The organism is Streptomyces sp. NPDC002785, from assembly GCF_040295565.1.
In the GTDB taxonomy this organism is placed as follows: Bacteria; Actinomycetota; Actinomycetes; order Streptomycetales; family Streptomycetaceae; genus Streptomyces.
In genome coordinates this window covers 1-18,070 of record NZ_JBEOVN010000033.1, presented here as the reverse complement: position 1 = coordinate 18,070, position 18,070 = coordinate 1, and the positions used below count along the sequence as shown (strand labels likewise).

Annotated in this window: 14 protein-coding genes; 1 reads left to right on the top strand and 13 read right to left on the bottom strand. The window is 70.2% G+C overall.

All coding sequences use genetic code 11. From position 1 onward, the window contains the following. From ABTZ94_RS11410 to ABTZ94_RS11395, 4 genes are all read right to left on the bottom strand, one after another. Positions 1-1,188, bottom strand: a complete 1,188-nt coding sequence (locus ABTZ94_RS11410; RefSeq protein WP_351199865.1) for an FHA domain-containing protein — start codon at positions 1,186-1,188, stop codon at positions 1-3. A gap of 111 nt (positions 1,189-1,299) precedes the next feature. Continuing rightward, positions 1,300-2,658: a vWA domain-containing protein gene (locus tag ABTZ94_RS11405; protein ID WP_351199863.1), complete on the bottom strand. Its 1,359-nt coding sequence runs from the start codon at positions 2,656-2,658 to the stop codon at positions 1,300-1,302. A gap of 141 nt (positions 2,659-2,799) precedes the next feature. Further along, on the bottom strand, positions 2,800-4,092 hold the full coding sequence (locus ABTZ94_RS11400; protein ID WP_351199861.1) for a protein phosphatase 2C domain-containing protein: 1,293 nt from the start codon (positions 4,090-4,092) through the stop codon (positions 2,800-2,802). After that, a complete protein-coding gene (locus ABTZ94_RS11395; protein ID WP_502967225.1) occupies positions 4,089-6,572 on the bottom strand; it encodes a serine/threonine-protein kinase in 2,484 nt (827 codons plus the stop codon). The genes ABTZ94_RS11400 and ABTZ94_RS11395 overlap by 4 nt, the downstream gene beginning before the upstream one ends. Here ABTZ94_RS11395 and ABTZ94_RS37805 point away from each other — a divergent pair. After that, positions 6,544-6,837, top strand: a complete 294-nt coding sequence (locus ABTZ94_RS37805) for a hypothetical protein (RefSeq protein WP_502967224.1) — start codon at positions 6,544-6,546, stop codon at positions 6,835-6,837. The two genes, ABTZ94_RS11395 and ABTZ94_RS37805, sit on opposite strands and share 29 nt — an antisense overlap. A 99-nt stretch (positions 6,838-6,936) precedes the next feature. Here ABTZ94_RS37805 and ABTZ94_RS11390 read toward each other — a convergent pair whose 3' ends face one another. The 9 genes from ABTZ94_RS11390 to ABTZ94_RS11350 all read right to left on the bottom strand — a co-directional run bounded on the left by ABTZ94_RS11390 (position 6,937) and on the right by ABTZ94_RS11350 (position 17,838). Continuing rightward, complete coding sequence (locus ABTZ94_RS11390) at positions 6,937-8,262, bottom strand: hypothetical protein (protein WP_351199857.1); 1,326 nt, start codon at positions 8,260-8,262, stop codon at positions 6,937-6,939. Positions 8,263-8,365: 103 nt separating this feature from the next. Beyond that, positions 8,366-9,403: a glutamate ABC transporter substrate-binding protein gene (locus tag ABTZ94_RS11385; protein WP_351199855.1), complete on the bottom strand. Its 1,038-nt coding sequence runs from the start codon at positions 9,401-9,403 to the stop codon at positions 8,366-8,368. 11 nt (positions 9,404-9,414) lie between these two features. Continuing rightward, positions 9,415-10,806, bottom strand: coding sequence for a GlnX family signal transduction membrane protein (locus ABTZ94_RS11380; RefSeq protein WP_502967223.1), 1,392 nt, complete (start codon positions 10,804-10,806; stop codon positions 9,415-9,417). A gap of 314 nt (positions 10,807-11,120) precedes the next feature. After that, positions 11,121-12,095 (bottom strand): N-acetylglucosamine kinase, encoded by a 975-nt coding sequence (locus ABTZ94_RS11375; protein ID WP_351199853.1) that lies wholly within the window; start codon positions 12,093-12,095, stop codon positions 11,121-11,123. Next, positions 12,086-13,351: a 6-phospho-beta-glucosidase gene (locus ABTZ94_RS11370; protein ID WP_351199851.1), complete on the bottom strand. Its 1,266-nt coding sequence runs from the start codon at positions 13,349-13,351 to the stop codon at positions 12,086-12,088. Before ABTZ94_RS11370 ends, ABTZ94_RS11375 begins: the two co-directional genes overlap by 10 nt. Positions 13,352-13,354: 3 nt before the next feature. Further along, positions 13,355-14,257, bottom strand: a complete 903-nt coding sequence (locus tag ABTZ94_RS11365; RefSeq protein WP_351199849.1) for a carbohydrate ABC transporter permease — start codon at positions 14,255-14,257, stop codon at positions 13,355-13,357. A 1-nt stretch (position 14,258) separates the two neighbouring features. Next, on the bottom strand, positions 14,259-15,200 hold the full coding sequence (locus ABTZ94_RS11360) for a carbohydrate ABC transporter permease (RefSeq protein ID WP_351199847.1): 942 nt from the start codon (positions 15,198-15,200) through the stop codon (positions 14,259-14,261). Between the two features lie 7 nt (positions 15,201-15,207). Further along, on the bottom strand, positions 15,208-16,545 hold the full coding sequence (locus ABTZ94_RS11355) for an ABC transporter substrate-binding protein (protein ID WP_351199845.1): 1,338 nt from the start codon (positions 16,543-16,545) through the stop codon (positions 15,208-15,210). Between the two features lie 69 nt (positions 16,546-16,614). Next, on the bottom strand, positions 16,615-17,838 hold the full coding sequence (locus ABTZ94_RS11350) for an ROK family transcriptional regulator (protein ID WP_351199843.1): 1,224 nt from the start codon (positions 17,836-17,838) through the stop codon (positions 16,615-16,617). Positions 17,839-18,070 lie beyond the last annotated feature (232 nt).

The window sequence follows — 18,070 nt, the reverse complement described above, 5'->3', positions numbered from 1 at the left end:
TCAGCCCCGGCGGATCGTGATCGTCGTCCACGCCCCGACGTGCACCCGGTCGCCGTCCTGGAGCGGGGCGGGGACATAGGGCTGGATCGGGTCCTCGGCGCCGTTGAGCGTGGTGCCGTTGGTGGAGTTCTGGTCGACCACGGCCCAGCTGCCGTCGGGCTGCTGCACCAGCACCGCGTGCTGGTGCGAGACGCCCGGGTCCTCCGGCGGCACGGACAGATCGATGTCGGGGGACTCGCCGGTGCTGTTCCTGCGGCGACCGATGGTGATCTGGTTGCCGGTCAGCGAAAGCTGCTGCTCCGGGGAGTACGCGGGCAGGTTGAGCCCGGTCGCCTCGGGACCACTGCGCTGCATCATCGCCAGGAAGTACTCACGGTCCGGGGCGACGACCGCGGTCCAGGTCGCGGGCGGCTGGTTCTGGCTCTGACCCGGGAACGGCGATTGCTGCTGCGGCGGGGCCGGCGGCTGCGGGGCCTCTGCCCGGGACGGCGGCGACAGCATCCAGTCGTTGCCATCACCGGAGTGCGGCGACTGCGGCTGGGCCGGTGGCTGGGGGGCCTGCGGGGCGGCCGGACCGGGCCGCTCGAACGCGGCCGGCGCCGACTGCTGCTGGGGCGGCGGGGGTGGCGTGGTCTGCTGCTGGAAGGACAGCGGCGGCCCCTGCTGCTGGAACGGATGCGGCGGCTGCGGCGACTGCGGCCCCGGTGACTGCGGACCCGGCGCCAGGGGCCCGGGTCGGCTTCCCCGGTCGGGGGAGAGCGGCTCGGCCGGGCGGTTCACCTGCGAAGGCCGCGAGCCCTGGTACTCGAAGGGATCGCGCTGCTGAGGGCCCGGCGGCTGCTGTGCCTGGAAGCCGGGCGGCAGGTTGAGACCGGGCGGGGGGCCGGGAATGCTGTGGGACGGCGCCAGCGGCGTGTACGACGTCGCTGTGTTCGTGAGGAAGTTCCAGCGGCACTCCTCGCAGAACGGCGCCATCGCCTCACGCGGCGTGCGGCACTGCGGGCAGAGCTCGGCCTGCTGGGTCGCATCGGGGCCGGGGCCCTGCGGGAAGCCGTAACCGGGAGCGGGCGGCGGGGGAGGCGGCGGGGGGACCGCACCCGCAGGCGCGCTCGCCCCGGTCATGCGATGTCCGCAGACCTCGCACCAGTCATCGGAATCCGACTGGTGTCCGTTCGGGCAGGTCGGCATGTCGGCGCTTCCTCCTCTCCTCGTCCGGCCCCGGGGGCCGTCATTTTTTTGCTGCTCTTCGCCACCCGGCGGATCGCTCCGGCCGGGCGGCCCGACTGTGCGGCTGTGTGGTTATTTCTTGACGCGAACGGTCTTGGTGGAGCGTGTTTCGAGTGTCATCGAGTCGGCCTCCGCGACCTTCGCCTTCAGTCGCACAGTACCGGTCGCGGCATCGACGACGTCCACCACCTTCGAAAGCAGTTTCGCAGTGTCCTCGTTCCCGGACGCCGATGCCAGCTGCACCGCGCGGCCCAGTTTCGCGGTCGCGCCGTCGAAGTCTCCCGACTTGCGGGCATCGAGCCCCTGCTGGATGACTTGTGCCAGTTCCGCCTGGCCCGTGTAGTGCGCGACCTGCGGGTTGATCGAGGTGAACGCCACCATGTCCTGCGTCCACACCGCCCGTACCAGGCCCTGCGAAAGGGCCTGCGGGGACCCGCCCGACGGGTCGGGGAGGATCAGCGAGACCCGGGACGCCAGCATCTCCTGCCCGATCCCGGCCTCCGGCACCTGTACGCACACGTGGTAGTCGCGGGACTCGTCTCCCCAGGAACCCGTGGGATAGTCCCCGGCGCGGGGGCCCGCCTCGGTGCGGCGGCCGGTCAGATCGACGACCGTCGGTGCGACCTGCTTCACAAACTTGATCTCGACCCCGACGGGCGTCCAGAGCCGCAGCGCGACATCCGCGACCGCCTTGCCCATCGCGTTCTCCATCATCTGTGTGAAGTCCGCGGCCAGCCCCGCCGGGTCGGCGACGATGTCGGCCGTGCCGAGCAGCGCGGAGGCTATGGCTGTGACCTCTTTCACCTCCCAGTCGGTGCCGACACCCCGGGCGTCACAGGTGAAGCGCCCCGCGCAGGATTCGAGCGCGGCCCGCAGATCCTCCGGCGCCTCGTGCTCGTTGCGCCCGTCGGTGAGGAGGATGCCGTGCCGGATCTCCACATCGGCGGCGCCGAGCAGCCGGTCGGTCAGCCGCAGCCAGGTGCCGATCGCCGTACCGCCACCGGCGCTGAGCGCACGCAGGGCCTCCTTCGCCCGGGCCTTGGTCCGCGCATCGGCGACGGCGAGCCTCCCATTGCCCGGGTAGACCTCCTTGGCGACGTGCGTACCGCCGACCACGGCGAACGCGGTGCCGTCGCGCAGGGTGTCGATGGCCGCGGCCGTCGCATCGCGGGCGTTGCGCATCTTCGTCGGCGGATAGTCCATCGAACCGGAGCAGTCGACCATGATCACCACGGCGGCTTTCGGCGCCTGCCCCGGTACGTGCGTGGGTGTCGCAGCCGCACCGGACAGCGGCACGCCGCCGGTGGTGCCTCCCCCGGTCGAGGTGACCGTGACGATCGCGTTGACCTCGCGACCGCCCTCCGGCAGATATTCGTTCTGGTACACCTCGACGGAGAACCGCGGCACGTTCGACTTGGAGAAGTTGGCCATCTGATCGGCTCCTTGATGCTCCAGGTGTCAGACGAAGACAGCTGTGAGGGAAGAAATACGAGTAAAAGCGGGTGAACGCGAGCGAAGTCGTCAGGGGCGAGTGGGCGGACGGAAACGGAACCAAGCGCTACGGAACGGGACTCATGTGTTGCCGCAGGCCGATCCTGCCCCCTGCGGCGGTACGGCGAACGGCAGCAGAGCCACTGTTACGTTGTCGTGGCCCCCACCGTCGAGCGCATGACCCACCAGCACCCGGGCGCCGTGCAACGGCCGCAGCTGCGCATCGGCCGGCACCGCCGCGGCCATCTCGGCCGCCGACTCCGCGTAGTTCCACAGGCCGTCCGTGCACACCACCACGAGACCGGACCGGTCCGGTTTGAAGGACGCGGTGTGCGGCTCCAGTTCGTACGCGTCGGCGCCGAGCCACCCCGTGATGGCGTGGGCCCGCTCGTCCGCGTACGCCTCGGCCTCGTTCATCAGGCCCGCCGCCACCATCTGCGCGGCCCAGGAGTCGTCCTCGGTCAGCCGGGCAGGCGGGTTGGTGCGGTCGTCCGGCACCCAGTAGACGCGGCTGTCGCCGACCCAGCCGACGACCAGCAGACCGCCCGCCATCACCGCGCCGACCAAGGTGCACGCCGGGGCGTTCTGGTGGCGGTGCGGGGCGTGCTCCATGGCCTGGCCGGGCTCCTCGGCCAGGGAGTTGACCGACTCGGCGGCCGCCACGATCGCCTCGTGCATCGCCTGCTGCGGATGGGTGCCGCGCGGCAGCGACTCCAGAAGCGCTTCGTTGGCGGCGCTCGCGGCGGCCGCGGACGCCTCGTCGGGGCGGCTCGCCGATGAGACGCCGTCACAGACGATCGCGACGACGGCCGGTGAACCGTCGGGCAGGGCGGTGGTCGACACCGCGAACGAGTCCTCGTTGCGGTGGTGGCGCAGGCCCCGGTCGCTGACGGCGGCCACCGAACCGAGCTCCTGCTCCATGTGGTCGCGCTCGCGCGGCTGGGCGTGACCGCACCTCTCGCAGTAGCCGTCGGTGTCGACACGACCGGCGCGGCAGGCCACACACAGTCTGGTGCCGGCCTGCGGCGTGGAGGGCGGCTCCGCGGCCGGGGTACGGGGGTCGGGTGCGGGCGCCTCGGCGGACGGCGTGGATGCGGGTGCGGCCCCAGGCGCGGCCAGCTCGAAGTCGCCGGATCCGCCCGGCCCGTCGAAGCGGACCGCTGCCGGGCGACCCGCCGGAGTGCGGGCGGCGGCCGTCGCCCCGTGCTCCGCCGGCGCGGCCATGGCGATCGTCGGGTTGTCCTGCGGCGGTTCGGGCACGGCCGACAGGTCGTACCCGCACGCACCGCAGAACAGGTCCCCCGGCTCCAGCGGCTCTTCGCAGCCGGGGCACTTCGACAGGGCCGTCTCCTGGGGCTTCTGCGACATTTTCACACCCACGTCCGGGGGCGGAAACGGTTGGCCCGCTCCACCAGTTCGATCCTCTCGTCGCCGGGCTCTGCAAGCCGGGCGAGCATCCTGTACGAACGCTCCAGCCCGAAACGCAGGCCGCGCTCGTCCAGCTCACTGCCGAGCAGCGTTCTCGGCCCGGGCGACCCGGCAGGCGGCTGCGGGGCCGAGGACCGAGCCGTTGGACTACCGGAGAGTACCCAGTCGAGCGCCGTCCCCAGCACCTCTGTCGACAACTGCTCGCGGCGCACCGCGTCCAGACCGAAACCGGCCAGCCCCGAGACCTGGGCCGAGGCGGCCATCAGATCGACGATCAGGGGCTCGTCCGGTGCCCGTTCATGCAGCCGGGCGCGCACCGCGGCGACCCGGGCCGCCGTGTAATGGATCGACGCCTCCGGCACGGACTCCAGCACCGCGACGGCCCCGGCCCGGTCCCCGGCGGCGAGCCGCACTCGGGCCAGGCCGAACGCGGCGCTGACGAAGCTCGGGTCGGTCGTCCACACCAGCCGGTAGTATTCGGCGGCGTTGTCCAGCTGGCCCAGGACCTCCGCACAGATACCCAGCGCCAGCTTGGGCGCCGGCTCACCGGGGAACGCGTCGTACACCGCGTCGAAGGAGAGCGCCGCGTTCTCGTTGTCACCCGTCACCAGCGAGGTGACGCCGCGGTACCAGACGACCCGCCAGTCGTCCGGGAACTGGCTCTCCAGCGCCGTCAGCGTCTGCCCGGCCGCGCCGAGTTCGTTCATCTCCAGGCGGGCGCGCAGCTCACGCAGCCGGGTCTCCAGCGAGGCCGCGGGTACGGCGTTCAGCGCGGCGATCAGTTCGGACGGGGCGGTGGTCATCAGTCCGGCGAGGAAGCCCGCGTTGGGGTCGCTCGTGTCGACCCGGGGCACGGGCAGCGCGAGCGAGGTGGACCGTGCGTCGAACCGGGCCAGCCGGGGGCCGTTCGGGTGATAGGGCCCCGACGGCGCACCGGGGTCGGTGGCGGCCGGAACACGGGGAGCCGGAATCACGGCCCGGGCCTGTGCGTACGAGAAGGCCGCGCCGCTCTGGAGGGCCGCGCTGTTCTGGCTTGCCCCGTTGCCCGCCTTTGTGTGGGTGGGCGGCGCGGACAGCGGAGCGGCCCCGGGCGCGGGCGGCGCACCCGCGGGCAGCGCGCCCTGCCCCGGACCTGCGGGCGGCACAGCGGGAGACGGCGCGGCAGCGCCGGCCCTCGCCCCGTTCCGCCGCCGCCCGAAGCGCCCGGACGACGCCGAAGCGGCAGCCCGTGCCCCCAGCCGCGACACCTCGTCCGTCAGCTCGGCGAACAACTGCGTGTCCGTGACCCGTACCTCTGTACCGAACAACGTCGACAGAGCAGGCCGAGGCCGCCCCGTCTGCAGCGACACCACCTCGCGCAGCACACCCGTCAGCTGCTCAGCCATCTCCGCCGCCGAGGCGAACCGCCGCGCCGGATCGGGGTCGGTGGCCCGGACCAGCAGCCGGTAGAACGACTCATAGGTCCGGAACACCTCGATGTTGTCCGGGTCCGGCAGCGAGTCCACGAAGACGTTGGTGTAGCCCTGGAAGTCGAAGGTGAGCACCGCGAGCGTCCGCGCGACCGTGTACAGATCGGAGGCGACCGACGGGCCGACCTCCGCGACCTCCGGCGCCTGATACCCCACCGTGCCGTAGATGGCCGACTCTCCGTCGTCCATTCTGCGGACCGCGCCCATGTCGATCAGCTTCAGCTGGTCCTCGGTCTGGATCGCGTTGTCGACCTTGAAGTCGCAGTACAGCAGGTTGCGGCTGTGCAGATGGCCGAGCGCCTCCAGCGCCTCGATGCCGTACGCGCACGCCTGCTCGACGGGCAGCGGATCGCGCTTCCCGGCCGGGGTTCGGCGCTCGTTCGCGATCTCCTTGAGCGCCTTGCCGCCGACGTACTCCATCACGATGTAGCCGTCGAGCGAGCCGGTGCGCTGGTCGAGATGCTCGACGAAGTTGTAGATCCGGACGATGTTGGAGTGCTCGATCTCGGCGAGGAAGCGGCGCTCCGAGATGGCGGCCGCCATGGCGTCCTGGTCACCGGTGTCGAGCAGGCCCTTGAGGACCACCCAGCGGTCGGACACCGCACGGTCGACCGCGAGGTAGACCCAGCCGAGCCCGCCGTGCGCCAGACAGCCCGTGACCTCGTACTGGCCGTGCACGATGTCGCCCTCGTGGAGCTTGGGCACGAAGGAGTACGGGTGGCCGCACTTGGTGCAGAACCCCTCCGTGCGGCCCGCCCGTTCGCCACGGGCCCGGCCCACCGGGGCCCCGCAGTCCGAACGCGAACAGAAACGCTTCCGCTCCGGCACCTGCGGGTTCTCCATCACCGCGGAGCTCGGGTCGGGACGCGGCACGTCCGGCACCTGCACCAGGCCCGCGCCCAGCCTCCCCCGGCCGGACGACGCGCCCGTGGACGAACCGGAGGAACGCACCGACACCGAACGGGACGTGGCGCCACCGGACAGCGAGCGCGAGAGCCGTCCCGAAACGGAACGCCGCGAGGTCGACGAGCGGGACGAGGAACGCGAGGACGCCCGGGACGAGGCCCGCGAACTGCTGTTGCTGCCCCGGCTGCCCCTGCTGCTCGCGCCACCGCCGCCCGCGATCCCGGTCGGCGGTGAACTCACCATGCCCGTCGGCGAGACGACCGGAGCCAGACCGCAGGTGTCGCAGTACAGCTCACCGCCGCCCATGTCCTCGTAACTGCCCTCGCACGCAGGGCGCTGGCACTGCGTACTCATGGTCCGTCCCCCTGTTCGCCCCGCCGCCGCAGCGGCCCTTCCACCTTGCACATACCTGTACTCATCGCCGGTCCTCCGGTCCCGAGGTCCGGCCCTGGGACAGCAGTTCGGCCGCCGCCTCCTGGTAGCGCAGCACCGCCTGCGTGGCGACCCGCAGATCGCACGGTGCGCTCCACAGCATCCGGCGCGCCGCGTCGTACCGCTCGATCAGCAGCGGATCCTCGGCCATCCCGTGCCGGGCGACCTTCGCCTTGTACGCGTCGAGCCTGCCACGCAGCTCCGCCCGCACGGCCAGCGGAGCCGTGACCGCGGTCAGCGACTCACGGGCCCGCAGCAACTCCTCCTCGGCCTCCCGCTCCAGCGTCTCCAGGAGCGGGGAGAGCCGGTGCCACTGCGCATGCCTGCGGTACTCCGAAGCGGCGGCCAGCCGCTCCTGGAGCGCGGTCGCCGGGCCGCTGACCGCGGGGACCTCGGAGGCGGCGATCTTCGCCAGCACCTCGCCGCGCGCCGACCGGGCCTCGGTCAGGGTGCGGTCCGCGCGGGAGAGGACATCACGCAGGTGGACCAGACGCTGCTCGGCGTCCTGCCGGACCGCGAGCACCGCCTCGATCTCGCGGCGTACGTCGTCCAGGGCGCGGGCCGCCCGGTCGTAGCGCGTCGTGTCGGGGCGTCCGCCACCGGGCGCCGAACTTCCGGGGCCCGACAGCCAGAACGCGAGCGGATCGGAGATCACCTGGACCCGCAGCGTGGCCAGTTCATGGGTGATCGCCTCCAGGTCGTCGCCCGCCGGATGCTCTCCGGGGCGTACGCCGACGGAGTGCGCCAGCGAGCGGGTGCGGTGCAGCTCGACGGCGAGGAGATCTATCCGGGCGGGCAGCGCGGACCACACGGAGTCGGAGGCGACGACCATGTCCAGCGAGCGGGCGTACAGGTCGTTCATCCGGGCGACCAGCTCCTCCAGCGTGAACCGCTCGGAGAGCTTGGCGGGACCAGTGATCGACGGATTGGGCCGGCCGGCCGCATGGGCCACGGTGACACCCTGGCCGCGCAGCAGTTCGGTGAGGGTCACCAGGTCGTCCCGGTTGGGGTGGCGCCGGCGGGCCCGCACCGCGCGGGCCTCGGCCAGCGCCCCCGCGTAGGCGTCGAAATACCCCCACAGCAGCGTGATCCACTGCTCGGTGGAGGCCCAGCGTTCCTTGGTGACACCGGTCAGGTCGGCGCCCTCCAGGAGCCGGCGGCCGGCGTGGTCCTGCAGGGCGAGGAGCGAGGTCTCGATCGCCTCGTGCTCCGCGCCCAGCCGGGCCAGCGCACGGTCCGCCTCGTCCCGGTCCATGACCGGGCCGGGGGGCCTCCCCGCGTAGCCGGGAAAGGGGCCCGCGACGCCCATCGATCACCTCTCCGCTCTTCCTGCCGGGACGGGCCCGGCAGGATCAGTGCCACTGCCTCGCCGGCCCGGTCCGCGCCCGCGCGCACACCTGGCCGGCCCGGCGCTAGTTGCTCCGGTACTTGGGGGCCGGCGGCGCCGATATACCCGGCAGACCGGCCTCCAGCCACTTCCGGTACGAGACCATCCATGGGCTGTCCCCACCACCCCTGCGGTAGTCGACGAGCACCTGGTTGATCCGGGCCACCAGATCGGTCGCACCGCGCTTCGTCGCCGCGCCGTAGTACTCGGTGGTGAACGGCTTGTCGCCCTTGAGCTCGACCGCCGGGTCCTGGGCTGCCTGGCCGGCCGCCAGCGCGTTGTCCGTGACCACCGCGTCGACCTCGCCCAGCTGCAGCCGTACCAGGCAGTCCAGCTGGTTGGGGACGGTGAGCCGGTCCTCGTCCGCCTCGGTGCCGTCGTGCTCGTCCTTGAAGACCGAGCCGAACGACTGCTTCTCCAGCGCCTCGTACGCGGTGGAACCCTCGGCGGTGCAGATCCGCTTGCCGGCCAGTGACGTGTCGAACCCGGTGATCGGCGAGTCCTTCGGAGCGAGGACCTGCTGCCCGGCCTGGAAGTAGGCCGTGGAGAACGAGACCTGGTCCAGCCGGCTGCAGTTGATCGTCATCGTCCGGACGACGACATCGACCTTGTCGTTCTCCAGAGCGGCGATCCGCTGGTTGGTGGGGATGGTCCGGAAGATCACCGCGTCGGGATCGCCCAGGACGTTCTTGGCGATGGCCCGCACCAGATCGATGTCGAAGCCTTCGAGCTTGCCGGTCTCCGGATCGCGGTATCCCCAGCGGAAGCTGTTCTGGTCGACGCCGGCGATCAGCTTTCCGCGCGCTTTGATCTTCGCGATGCCCGGGCCGTCGGCGCTCGACGGCGGCAGGCTCGCCTCCGGGTCCGCGCAGTCGCCGGCCCGGGCCTGCACCGCCTGCGCCGTACCCGGCCCCGAGGTGTCCCCGACGAGGGTGCCGGTGCCGCCGTGGGAGAGCGGCAGCAGGGTGAGCGAGGCCGTCACCGCGCAGGCCACGGCCATGCCCGTCATTCCGCCCCAGCCGCGCAGCCTGCCGCGGGTGGACCCCGTGCGCTTCCTGGTCATCGCTCCCCCTCTCACCGGTACTCCGAGAGCCTGCGGTTGACCCCGACGACCGCGGCGATGGCACCCAGCGCGGCGAGTGCGGCGGCCCCGATCGGCAGCCCGCCCAGTGCCCCGCGCCCGGCCTTCGCGGCCCGGGTGAACTCGCCCTGCTCATGGGCGAGCGCCTGCTTCAGCGCCTCGTCCACCCGGTTGAAGGACTCACCCGTCGAGTTCTCCGGCCCGATGATCTGCTTCAGCGCGCCCTCGTAGTCGCCGTTGTCGTCGGTCGTGCGGGCGGTCCGGTGGCGGCCCTGCCACTCGGAGACACCGTTGATGGCGTTCGCCACCGGCCCGCTCCCCTGGGAGTCGTCGGCGAGCTTCCTGGCTCTCCCCAGCTCTTCACCGAGGGCCTTCATGCCCGTGTTGTAGTCCGTCTCGTACTTGTCGTTCTTGCCATCAGGGGTGAGTACCGCGCCGCGGGCGACAAGAGTGAGGTTCTCATTGGCGCGCGCCTTCAGCGAGTCGATCCGCGCATGGTTGAGAACATCGAGGGACTGCTGGCCGTGCACATCGGCGTTCAGCAGTTCGGACCGTGCCACCGTGTGCCCCACGGCCAGCCACAGCAGCACCACGGTGGACGCGGCGGTCGCGACGAGCAGCCCGTGGTTGAAGACCCGGTTCGTCCTGCGGTAGTTGCGCCGCTGCGCCCAGAACAGTGCGGCCAGTGCCACGACACCGAGCCCGAGCGAGAGGAGAGGCCAGGCCCTGGCCGAGTCGTTGTCCCGGTCGAGCCGGCCGGTCTCCGCCGTGTACAGCCGCTCGGCGGCCGGCAGCAGTACGTTGGTCATCTTCTGGTTCGCGTACCGGAGGTAGGCACCGCCCAGCGGCAGTCCCTGCCGGTTGTTGGCACGGGCCCGCTCGATCAGACCCGCGTACCGGGGGAGTTCCTCGTTGAGCGTGGTGATCTCGTGTCCGGAGGCTGTCGACGCCTCCGTGTTGGCCGCGGCCTTCACCAGCAGCCGGGATGCCTCCTTGATGTCCTTGCCGTACCGGTCATGGACATCGCGCGGCTCCTGCGCCCCGGCCAGGAAGCCGCTCGCCGCCGCGGTGTCGGCATCGGCCAGCGAGCGGTAGATGTCCGCCGCGTCGGCGCTCAGCGGCTGGCTGCGGCTCACCACGTCGTCGGCTGCGGCCGCCCGGTCGGCGATCTCGAACGCCGTCACGGCCCCGAACGCGACGACGAGCAGGGCCAGTACGGCCCCGATGATCTGCAGCCTGCCCGGTTCGGTCGTCGCCGCGGCCCGTAGCCGTTGTGCCGTCGCGGACCAGGCACCGCCCTGCGGCGGAGCGGGTACGGTCGCGGGCACGGGCGGCTGCGCCCGTGCGTGTTCCGGCGCCGTGCGTACATTCGGCGGGTATGTCACTTGACCTCCCCCTCGGTCACTGACGGTGGCCCGGACCCCGGCCGATCGGGGACTGGTACCCGGCCAGAAGTATGGCCGCAGGGACCGACATCCACACCAGGAACGCCTGGATCCTGCATCGATCCACGGATGCAATCACACGCATTCGATCAAGGCCTGCTCCGCCGATCAAGACGACCGGCGGACCAATCCCCGAAGCGGACCGATCTCCCCACTCATGAACACGTTCGGGACAACTGAACGGTTCCCGTGCGCAAGGGGCGTCCTGCGGCGTCAAACACCGCGGGACGCCCCCTCGGGAGAGACCACCCGTCTCAGCTGTACTGCGTACGCAGCCTCTCGTGCACCCCGGCAGCCGCCTCCGTGTGATCCAGGCCGAGCAGCGCGGCCCCCAGAACCGGAGGCTCCGTCACCACCCGGACCAGCGCCTTCGGGGCACGTACCGCGAGGAGTTCGGCGATCCTGTCGTCCAGCTGCGGGTGGCGGGCCGCCAGCACGCCGCCGCCCAGCACCACCGGCGCCTCCTCGTCCAGCAGGCCGAGCCTGCTCAGCGCGACCGACGCCATCGCGACGACCTCCTGCGCCAGCCGGTCCACCAGCGCACCCGCCACCGGGTCCCCGGCCGCCGCGGTCGCGAAAAGCACCGGAGCCAGCTCGTGCCGGCGCTCGAACTCGACCCGGCCCAGATGCAGCGCCTCGATCAGCGCGTACATCGAGTCGAGCCCGAAGTGACCGGGCAGCGCACGGGCCAGTTCGGTCGGCTCACCGCGGCCGTCCTCCGCCCGCGAGGCGAACCACATCGCCTCCTCGGCCAGACCCGAACCGCCGCCCCAGTCACCGGATATCCGGCCTATGGCGGGAAAGCGCGCGGTCCGTCCGTCCGGCACCATGCCGACACAGTTGATCCCCGCACCGCAGACGACGGCCACACCTCGCGGCTCGTCCACCCCCGCACGCAGAATCGCGAAGGTGTCGTTGCGCACCTCGACCGTGGAACCCCAGCCACGGGCCCGCAGCGCCGCCGCCAACTGCTCCTCCTCCACCGGAAGATCGGCGTTGGCGAGACAGGCCGACACATGTGCGACGGAGCCGACCGGGGTGCCGGACAGCTCCAGCGCCCGGGCGACGGCCGCACCGAGAACGTCCACGGCCGTCTCGATCCCCACGACCGGCGGCTGGAAGCCACCGCCGCGGGCCGCCGACAGCACCGTTCCGTCCTCACCGATCAGTGCCACATCGGTCTTGCTGTTCCCCGCATCGATCGCGAGGACCGAAGCGTTCACGCCCACGCCAGGTGCTCCCGGTTGTGTGCGATCAGTTTGTCGGTGAGCGCCTCGGCGTATTCGAACTGACCGATCAACGGGTGCGCGAGCAGCGCCTTGAACACCCGGTCGCGGCCTCCGCGAAGCGCGGCCTCCAGGGCGAGGTCCTCGTACGCCGTCACATTGGCGATCAGACCGGCGTACAGCGGGTCCAGCTCCGGTACGGCGAGCGGGGTGGCACCCGTTTCGTCGACCCTCGCCTGCACCTCGATCACCGCGTCGTCCGGCAGGAACGGCAGCGTCCCCCTGTTGTACGTGTTGACCACCTGCACAGGTGTGCCGCCCGAGCCGAGCAGGGAGGACGTCAGGTCCACGGCCGCCTCCGAGTAGAAGGCGCCGCCGCGCTTGGCGAGCAGCGCGGGCTTCTCGTCCAGCGCCGGGTCGCCGTACATGGCGAGGAGTTCCTTCTCCATCGCGGCGACCTCGGCCGCCCGGGACGGCTTGGTGCCGAGCTCCCGTACGACGTCGTCGTGCGTGTAGAAGTAACGCAGGTAGTACGAGGGGACGACGCCCAGCCGGTCGACGATCGCCCGCGGCATGCGAAGGTCGTCCGCGATCGTGTCGCCGTGTTCGGCGAGCAGCCTCGGCAGGACGTTCTCGCCGTCCGGGCCGCCGAGGCGGACCCCGAGCTCCCAGGTCAGATGGTTGAGCCCGACATGGTCGAGGTGCACCTCACCGGGTGTGACATCGAGGAGCCTGGCGAACTTCCGCTGGAAGCCGATCGCCACGTTGCACAGGCCGACGGCCTTGTGCCCGGCCTGGAGCAGCGCCCGGGTGACGATGCCGACCGGATTGGTGAAGTCGATGATCCAGGCGTTCGGGTTGGTACGGCGGACCCGCTCGGCGATGTCCAGGACGACGGGGACGGTGCGCAGCGCCTTGGCGAGGCCGCCGGCCCCAGTGGTCTCCTGGCCCAGGCAGCCGCACTCCAGTGGCCATGTCTCGTCCTGGTTGCGGGCGGCCTGGCCGCCGACGCGCAGCTGGAGCAGGACCGCATCGGCGTCGGCGACGCCCGCGTCGAGGTCCGAGGTGGTGACGATCCTCCCCGGGTGGCCCTGCTTGGCGAAGATCCGCCGGGCGAGGCCGCCGACGAGTTCGAGGCGGTCGGCCGCCGGGTCGACGAGCACGAGCTCCTCGATGGGCAGCGTGTCCCGCAGACGGGCGAAGCCGTCGATCAGTTCAGGTGTGTAGGTGGACCCGCCACCAACTACTGTGAGCTTCATAGGTCAGCCCTTTACTCCGGTCAGTGTGACGCCCTCGACAAAAGCCTTTTGGGCGAAGAAGAAGACAAGGATCACGGGGGCCATGACCAGTACGGTCGCGGCCATGGTCAGGTTCCAGTCGGTGTGGTGCGCGCCCTTGAAGGATTCCAGGCCGTAACTGAGCGTCCAGGCGGCCGGGTTCTCGGAGGCGTAGATCTGCGGTCCGAAGTAGTCGTTCCAGGCGTAGAAGAACTGGAAGAGCGCGACGGCGGCGATGCCCGGCTTGGCCATCGGTACGACGACCTTCAGCAGGGTGCGCAGCTCACCGCAGCCATCGACCTTCGCCGCGTCGAGGTACTCGTTCGGGATGGTCAGCAGGAACTGCCGCAGCAGGAAGATGGAGAACGCGTCACCGAAGGCCATCGGGATGATCAGCGGCCAGAGCGTGCCGGACATGTCCAACTGCTTGGCCCAGAACAGATACATCGGGATGACGACGACCTGTGGCGGCAGCATCATCATCGAGATGACGAGCATCAGCGAAAGATGCCGCCCGCGGAAGCGGAACTTGGCGAGCGCGTACGCCACGGGCAGCGACGACACGACCGTGAGGACGGTGCCGAGCCCCGCGTACAGCAGGGTGTTCTTCCACCAGGTCAGAAAGCCCGGGGTGTCGAACACCTTCTTGTAGTTGCTCCACTCGAAGGGGTGCGGCCACAGGTCGCGGGTCAGCGCCTGCTGGTCGCTCATCAGCGAGGTGAGCAGGAGGAAGACGAACGGCAGCACGAAGAAGAGTGCGGCAGCGACGCCGAGCGAGTGCACGGCGATCCAGTTCAGCACCGCCTTGCGGCGTGCCGTGCGTTCGGCCGGGGTGATCGGGTCGGTCGCCCGGTCGGCCGGCTCGAGGGTGTCGAGAGCCTGCGCCACGTCATTCACCTGCCTGGATCAGCCCGCTGCGGCGCCGCATCAGCAGTGCGGTGAACGCCATGGCGAGTACGAAGAGAACGAGTGCGACCACACAGGCGGAGCCGTAGTCGAAGCGCTGGAAGCCGAGGTTGTAGACGAGCTGCGGAAGCGTCAGTGTCGACTTGTCGGGATAGCCCGGTTCGAACTGCTGCCCGGAGCCGCCCATCACACCCGAGGCGACCTTCCCCGCCACGAGTGGCTGGGTGTAGTACTGCATCGTCTGGATGATTCCGGTGACCACGGCGAACATGATGATCGGCGAGATGTTCGGCAGAGTGACGAAGCGGAACCGCTGGTACGCGGACGCCCCGTCCAGCTCCGCCGCCTCGTACTGCTCCTTCGGTACGTCGAGCAGCGCGGCCATGAAGATCACCATCAGGTCGCCCACCCCCCACACCGCGAGCGCGGTCAGGGCCGGCTTGGACCAGGTGGCGTCGGTGAACCAGCCGGGCGTGGGCAGCCCCAGATCGCCGAGGATCGAATTGACCGGCCCCGTACCCGGGTTGAGCAGGAAGACGAAGCCGAGGGTCGCCGCGACCGGCGGGGCCAGATACGGCAGGTAGAACAGGGTGCGGAAGACCCCGGCACCCGTCTTGATCTTGGTGATCAGCAGCCCGATGCCGAGACCGAACACCACCCGGCAGGTGACCATGACCACGACCAGCCAGAGCGTGTTGCGCAGCGCGGGCCAGAACAGCGGGTATTCGTTGAAGACGTACGACCAGTTCTTCAGCCCACTGAATTCCGGGGCGGCGAAACCGTCGTAGTCGGTGAGGGAGAAATAGAGCGTGGAGATCAGCGGGTAGGCGAAGAAGACACAGAACCCGATCAGCCACGGCGACATGAAGGCCGCCGTCCGAAGGGCCGACCGGCGGCGCTTCGAGCGGAGTGTGTACGTGCTCATCGCCGTTCTACTTCGCCTGTGCGATCGCTGCGTCGATTTCCTTGGCGGTCTTCTCCAGACCCGCCTCGATGTCCTTCTGCTTGCCCTTCTCGATGTCGAATCCGAGGTTCTGCAGGGACACCAGGTACGCGCCGCCGTTCACCGAGGGCGGGGTGGTGGTGCTGTCGGGGTTCGCGGCGACGTCCAGGAACGTCTTGAACCGCGGGTCGTACTTCAGCTTCGGCGACTTCAGTGCGTCCAGCGTGGACGGCACATTGTGAATGGCATTGGCGAAGTCGACCACCGCGTCGGTGTCGGTCGTCATGTACTTCACCAGCTCCCACGCCGCGTTCTGCTTCTGCGAGGTGGCGGCGATACCGGCGATGGTGCCGGTCAGATAGCCCTTGCCGTAGGTGTCGGCCTCGTCGTCGGCGACGGGCATCGGGGCCACCCCGATCTCGAACTCCGGCTTGGTCTCCTCGGCCATCCCGAGCCGCCACTCGCCGTCCAGCTGCATGGCCACCTGGCCGGTGTGGAACGGGTGCTTGGCGCCCCACTCGTCACCGAACGCCGTACGGTACTTCTCCAGCTTCTCGTAGCCGCCCAGGTCGTCGACCAGCTTCTTCTGGGTGGTGAGCATGGAGGCGAAAGCCGGGTCCTTGGCGATGTTCGACTTGCCGTCCGCGTCGAAGTACTTCGGGTCCCAGCCACCGAGGTAGTGCTCGGTCGTCGCCTCGTAACCGTGGTAGTTCGGCATGAAACCGAGCTGCTCGTACGAGTCGCCCCTGGTCTTCGTCAGCTTCTTGGCAACCGTGGCCAATTCCGACCAGGTCTTCGGCGGACTGGTGATACCTGCGGCCTTGAACGCGTCCTTGTTGTAGTAGAGGCCGTACGCGTCACCGAGCAGCGGCACGGTGCAGCGCACACCGTCGAACTGCGTGTACTCGTTCATCGCCTTGGGGAAGGTCTTGTCCGGGTCGATCCCGTCCTTCTTCAGGAAGGGGTTCAGGTCGACGAACGCCTTCGACGAACAGAATTTGCCGACATTGTTCGTGGTGAACGAAGAGACGACATCCGGGGCCTTCGAACCGCCCGCCCGCAGTGCCTGGTTGATCTTGTCGTCGGTCATATTGCCGACGACCTTCACATGGATATTGGGGTGCGCCTTCTCGAAGGCGTCGACCGTGGCCTGAATTCCCTTGACCTCGTTCGGGGCATTCCAGCCGTGCCAGAAATTGATGGTCGTCTCCTTGGACGCGTCATCACTGGCACCGGAGTTGCTCTGGCCCGTACAGGCAGAGGCGAACAGCGATATCGCGGCGGTCGCGGCGAGCGCGGCGGCCGTCTTCCGGCAGTGTCCGGACATGGCGGTGACTCCCGATGAAGGATGGGGGACGGAGAGGGGCGATGTACGAAGGAAGGTGCGGGAAAGGCGTCAGCGCGACGTGTCGAAGACTTCGTCACGGGTGGTGGCGAGTGCGCTCTCCAGCGCGCCGCGCAGTACGGGGCGGTGGGTCACGTCACCAGCGATCAGCCGGGGCCGGGAGGCCGCCAGCTCGACGAGCTCGGACTCCACCCGGGCCCGCAGCGCTTCCCCGCCGGCCGCGATCAACTCGCCGGACAGCACGACGAGTTCCGGGTCCAGCACGGCGACCATGGAGGCGAGACCGGTCGCGAGTCCGGTGGCGAACAGATCGAGGAGCCGGGGGTACGGGCCGTCCTCGCCCGACTCCGCGGCCTCGGCGGCTCGCGCGACGAGACGGGCCGCGACCTCGTGATGGGTGCCCTTGCCGCGGCTCAGCCTGTCGTCGATGCCGAGCTCCCGGGCCAGCCGGGACAACACCTGCGCGCCCGCCAGCTCCTGGAAACCGCCCGCGTTCGCCTTGGTGACCTGTCGGACCAGCGGGACGCCGGGCACCGGCAGGAAGCCGACCTCACCGGCACCGCCCGTGAAGCCGCGGTGCAGCCGTCCGTTGATGACGAGGGCGGCACCGAGCCCCTCCTCGTTCCACAGCAGGACGAAGTCGTCGTGCCCGCGTGCCGCGCCGAGCCGTTGTTCGGCCACCGCGACCAGGTTCACGTCGTTCTCGTACTCGACCGGCATCGGCAAAAACGCGGCCAGCTCGTCCAGCAGGGTGGGGGAGTGCCAGCCGGGCAGGTGCGAGGCGTACCGCAGCCTTCCGGTACCCGGGTCGAAGGCGCCCGGGGTGCCGATGACGACACGGTGCACATCGGAGCGGATGAGCCCGGCGTCCTTGATGGCCCCGTCCAGCGCGTCCGCCACCTGCTGCACCACGCAGTCGGCGCGCCGCCCAGGGGTGCGCAGCTCGAACTCCCCGACCGTCTCACCGGTCACATCGGCAACGGCGGCGACGATCCGGCGGGCGTTCACATCCAGCCCCGCGACATGGGCGGCCCGCGCGTTCACCGCGTACAGCTGGGCATTGGGCCCGGGTCGCCCCGCCACGGTCCCGGTGGCGACGACCAGCCCGGCGGCCTCCAGCCGCGCGAGCAGCTGCGACGCGGTGGGTTTGGAAAGCCCGGTCAGCTTCCCGATCTTCGTACGCGAGAGGGGTCCGTGCTCCAACAGCAGATCGAGGGCGGCCCGGTCGTTCATGGCCCGCAGAACGCGGGGGGTACCCGGTGTGGTTCCGGCCATGAGCACTGCACCTGCCCTCTGTTAGGAAAGTTTCCTATTTGGTGAGAGGACGGTATGCGCACGTCACCGGGCCGTCAATGGGCAGTACCCCGGTGGCTACCAAAGCGTTACCTGGGCGCTTGCGGAATGGGGGCCTCGGTTGCGCATTCCCAATCAGGCTCTTGAAGAGCCGAGTTGAGGTCACGGCGACCCGCACACGAGTGAGGGGCGCCCCGCAGAGCCTGCGGGGCGC

Coding starts and splice junctions, on each gene's coding strand:
- ABTZ94_RS11410 (WP_351199865.1), bottom strand. CDS start 1,188: ATGCCGACCTGCCCGAACGGACACCAGTCGGATTCCGATGACTGGTGC.
- ABTZ94_RS11405 (WP_351199863.1), bottom strand. CDS start 2,658: ATGGCCAACTTCTCCAAGTCGAACGTGCCGCGGTTCTCCGTCGAGGTG.
- ABTZ94_RS11355 (WP_351199845.1), bottom strand. CDS start 16,545: ATGTCCGGACACTGCCGGAAGACGGCCGCCGCGCTCGCCGCGACCGCC.
- ABTZ94_RS11385 (WP_351199855.1), bottom strand. CDS start 9,403: ATGACCAGGAAGCGCACGGGGTCCACCCGCGGCAGGCTGCGCGGCTGG.
- ABTZ94_RS11390 (WP_351199857.1), bottom strand. CDS start 8,262: ATGGGCGTCGCGGGCCCCTTTCCCGGCTACGCGGGGAGGCCCCCCGGC.
- ABTZ94_RS11350 (WP_351199843.1), bottom strand. CDS start 17,838: ATGGCCGGAACCACACCGGGTACCCCCCGCGTTCTGCGGGCCATGAAC.
- ABTZ94_RS11370 (WP_351199851.1), bottom strand. CDS start 13,351: ATGAAGCTCACAGTAGTTGGTGGCGGGTCCACCTACACACCTGAACTG.
- ABTZ94_RS11360 (WP_351199847.1), bottom strand. CDS start 15,200: ATGAGCACGTACACACTCCGCTCGAAGCGCCGCCGGTCGGCCCTTCGG.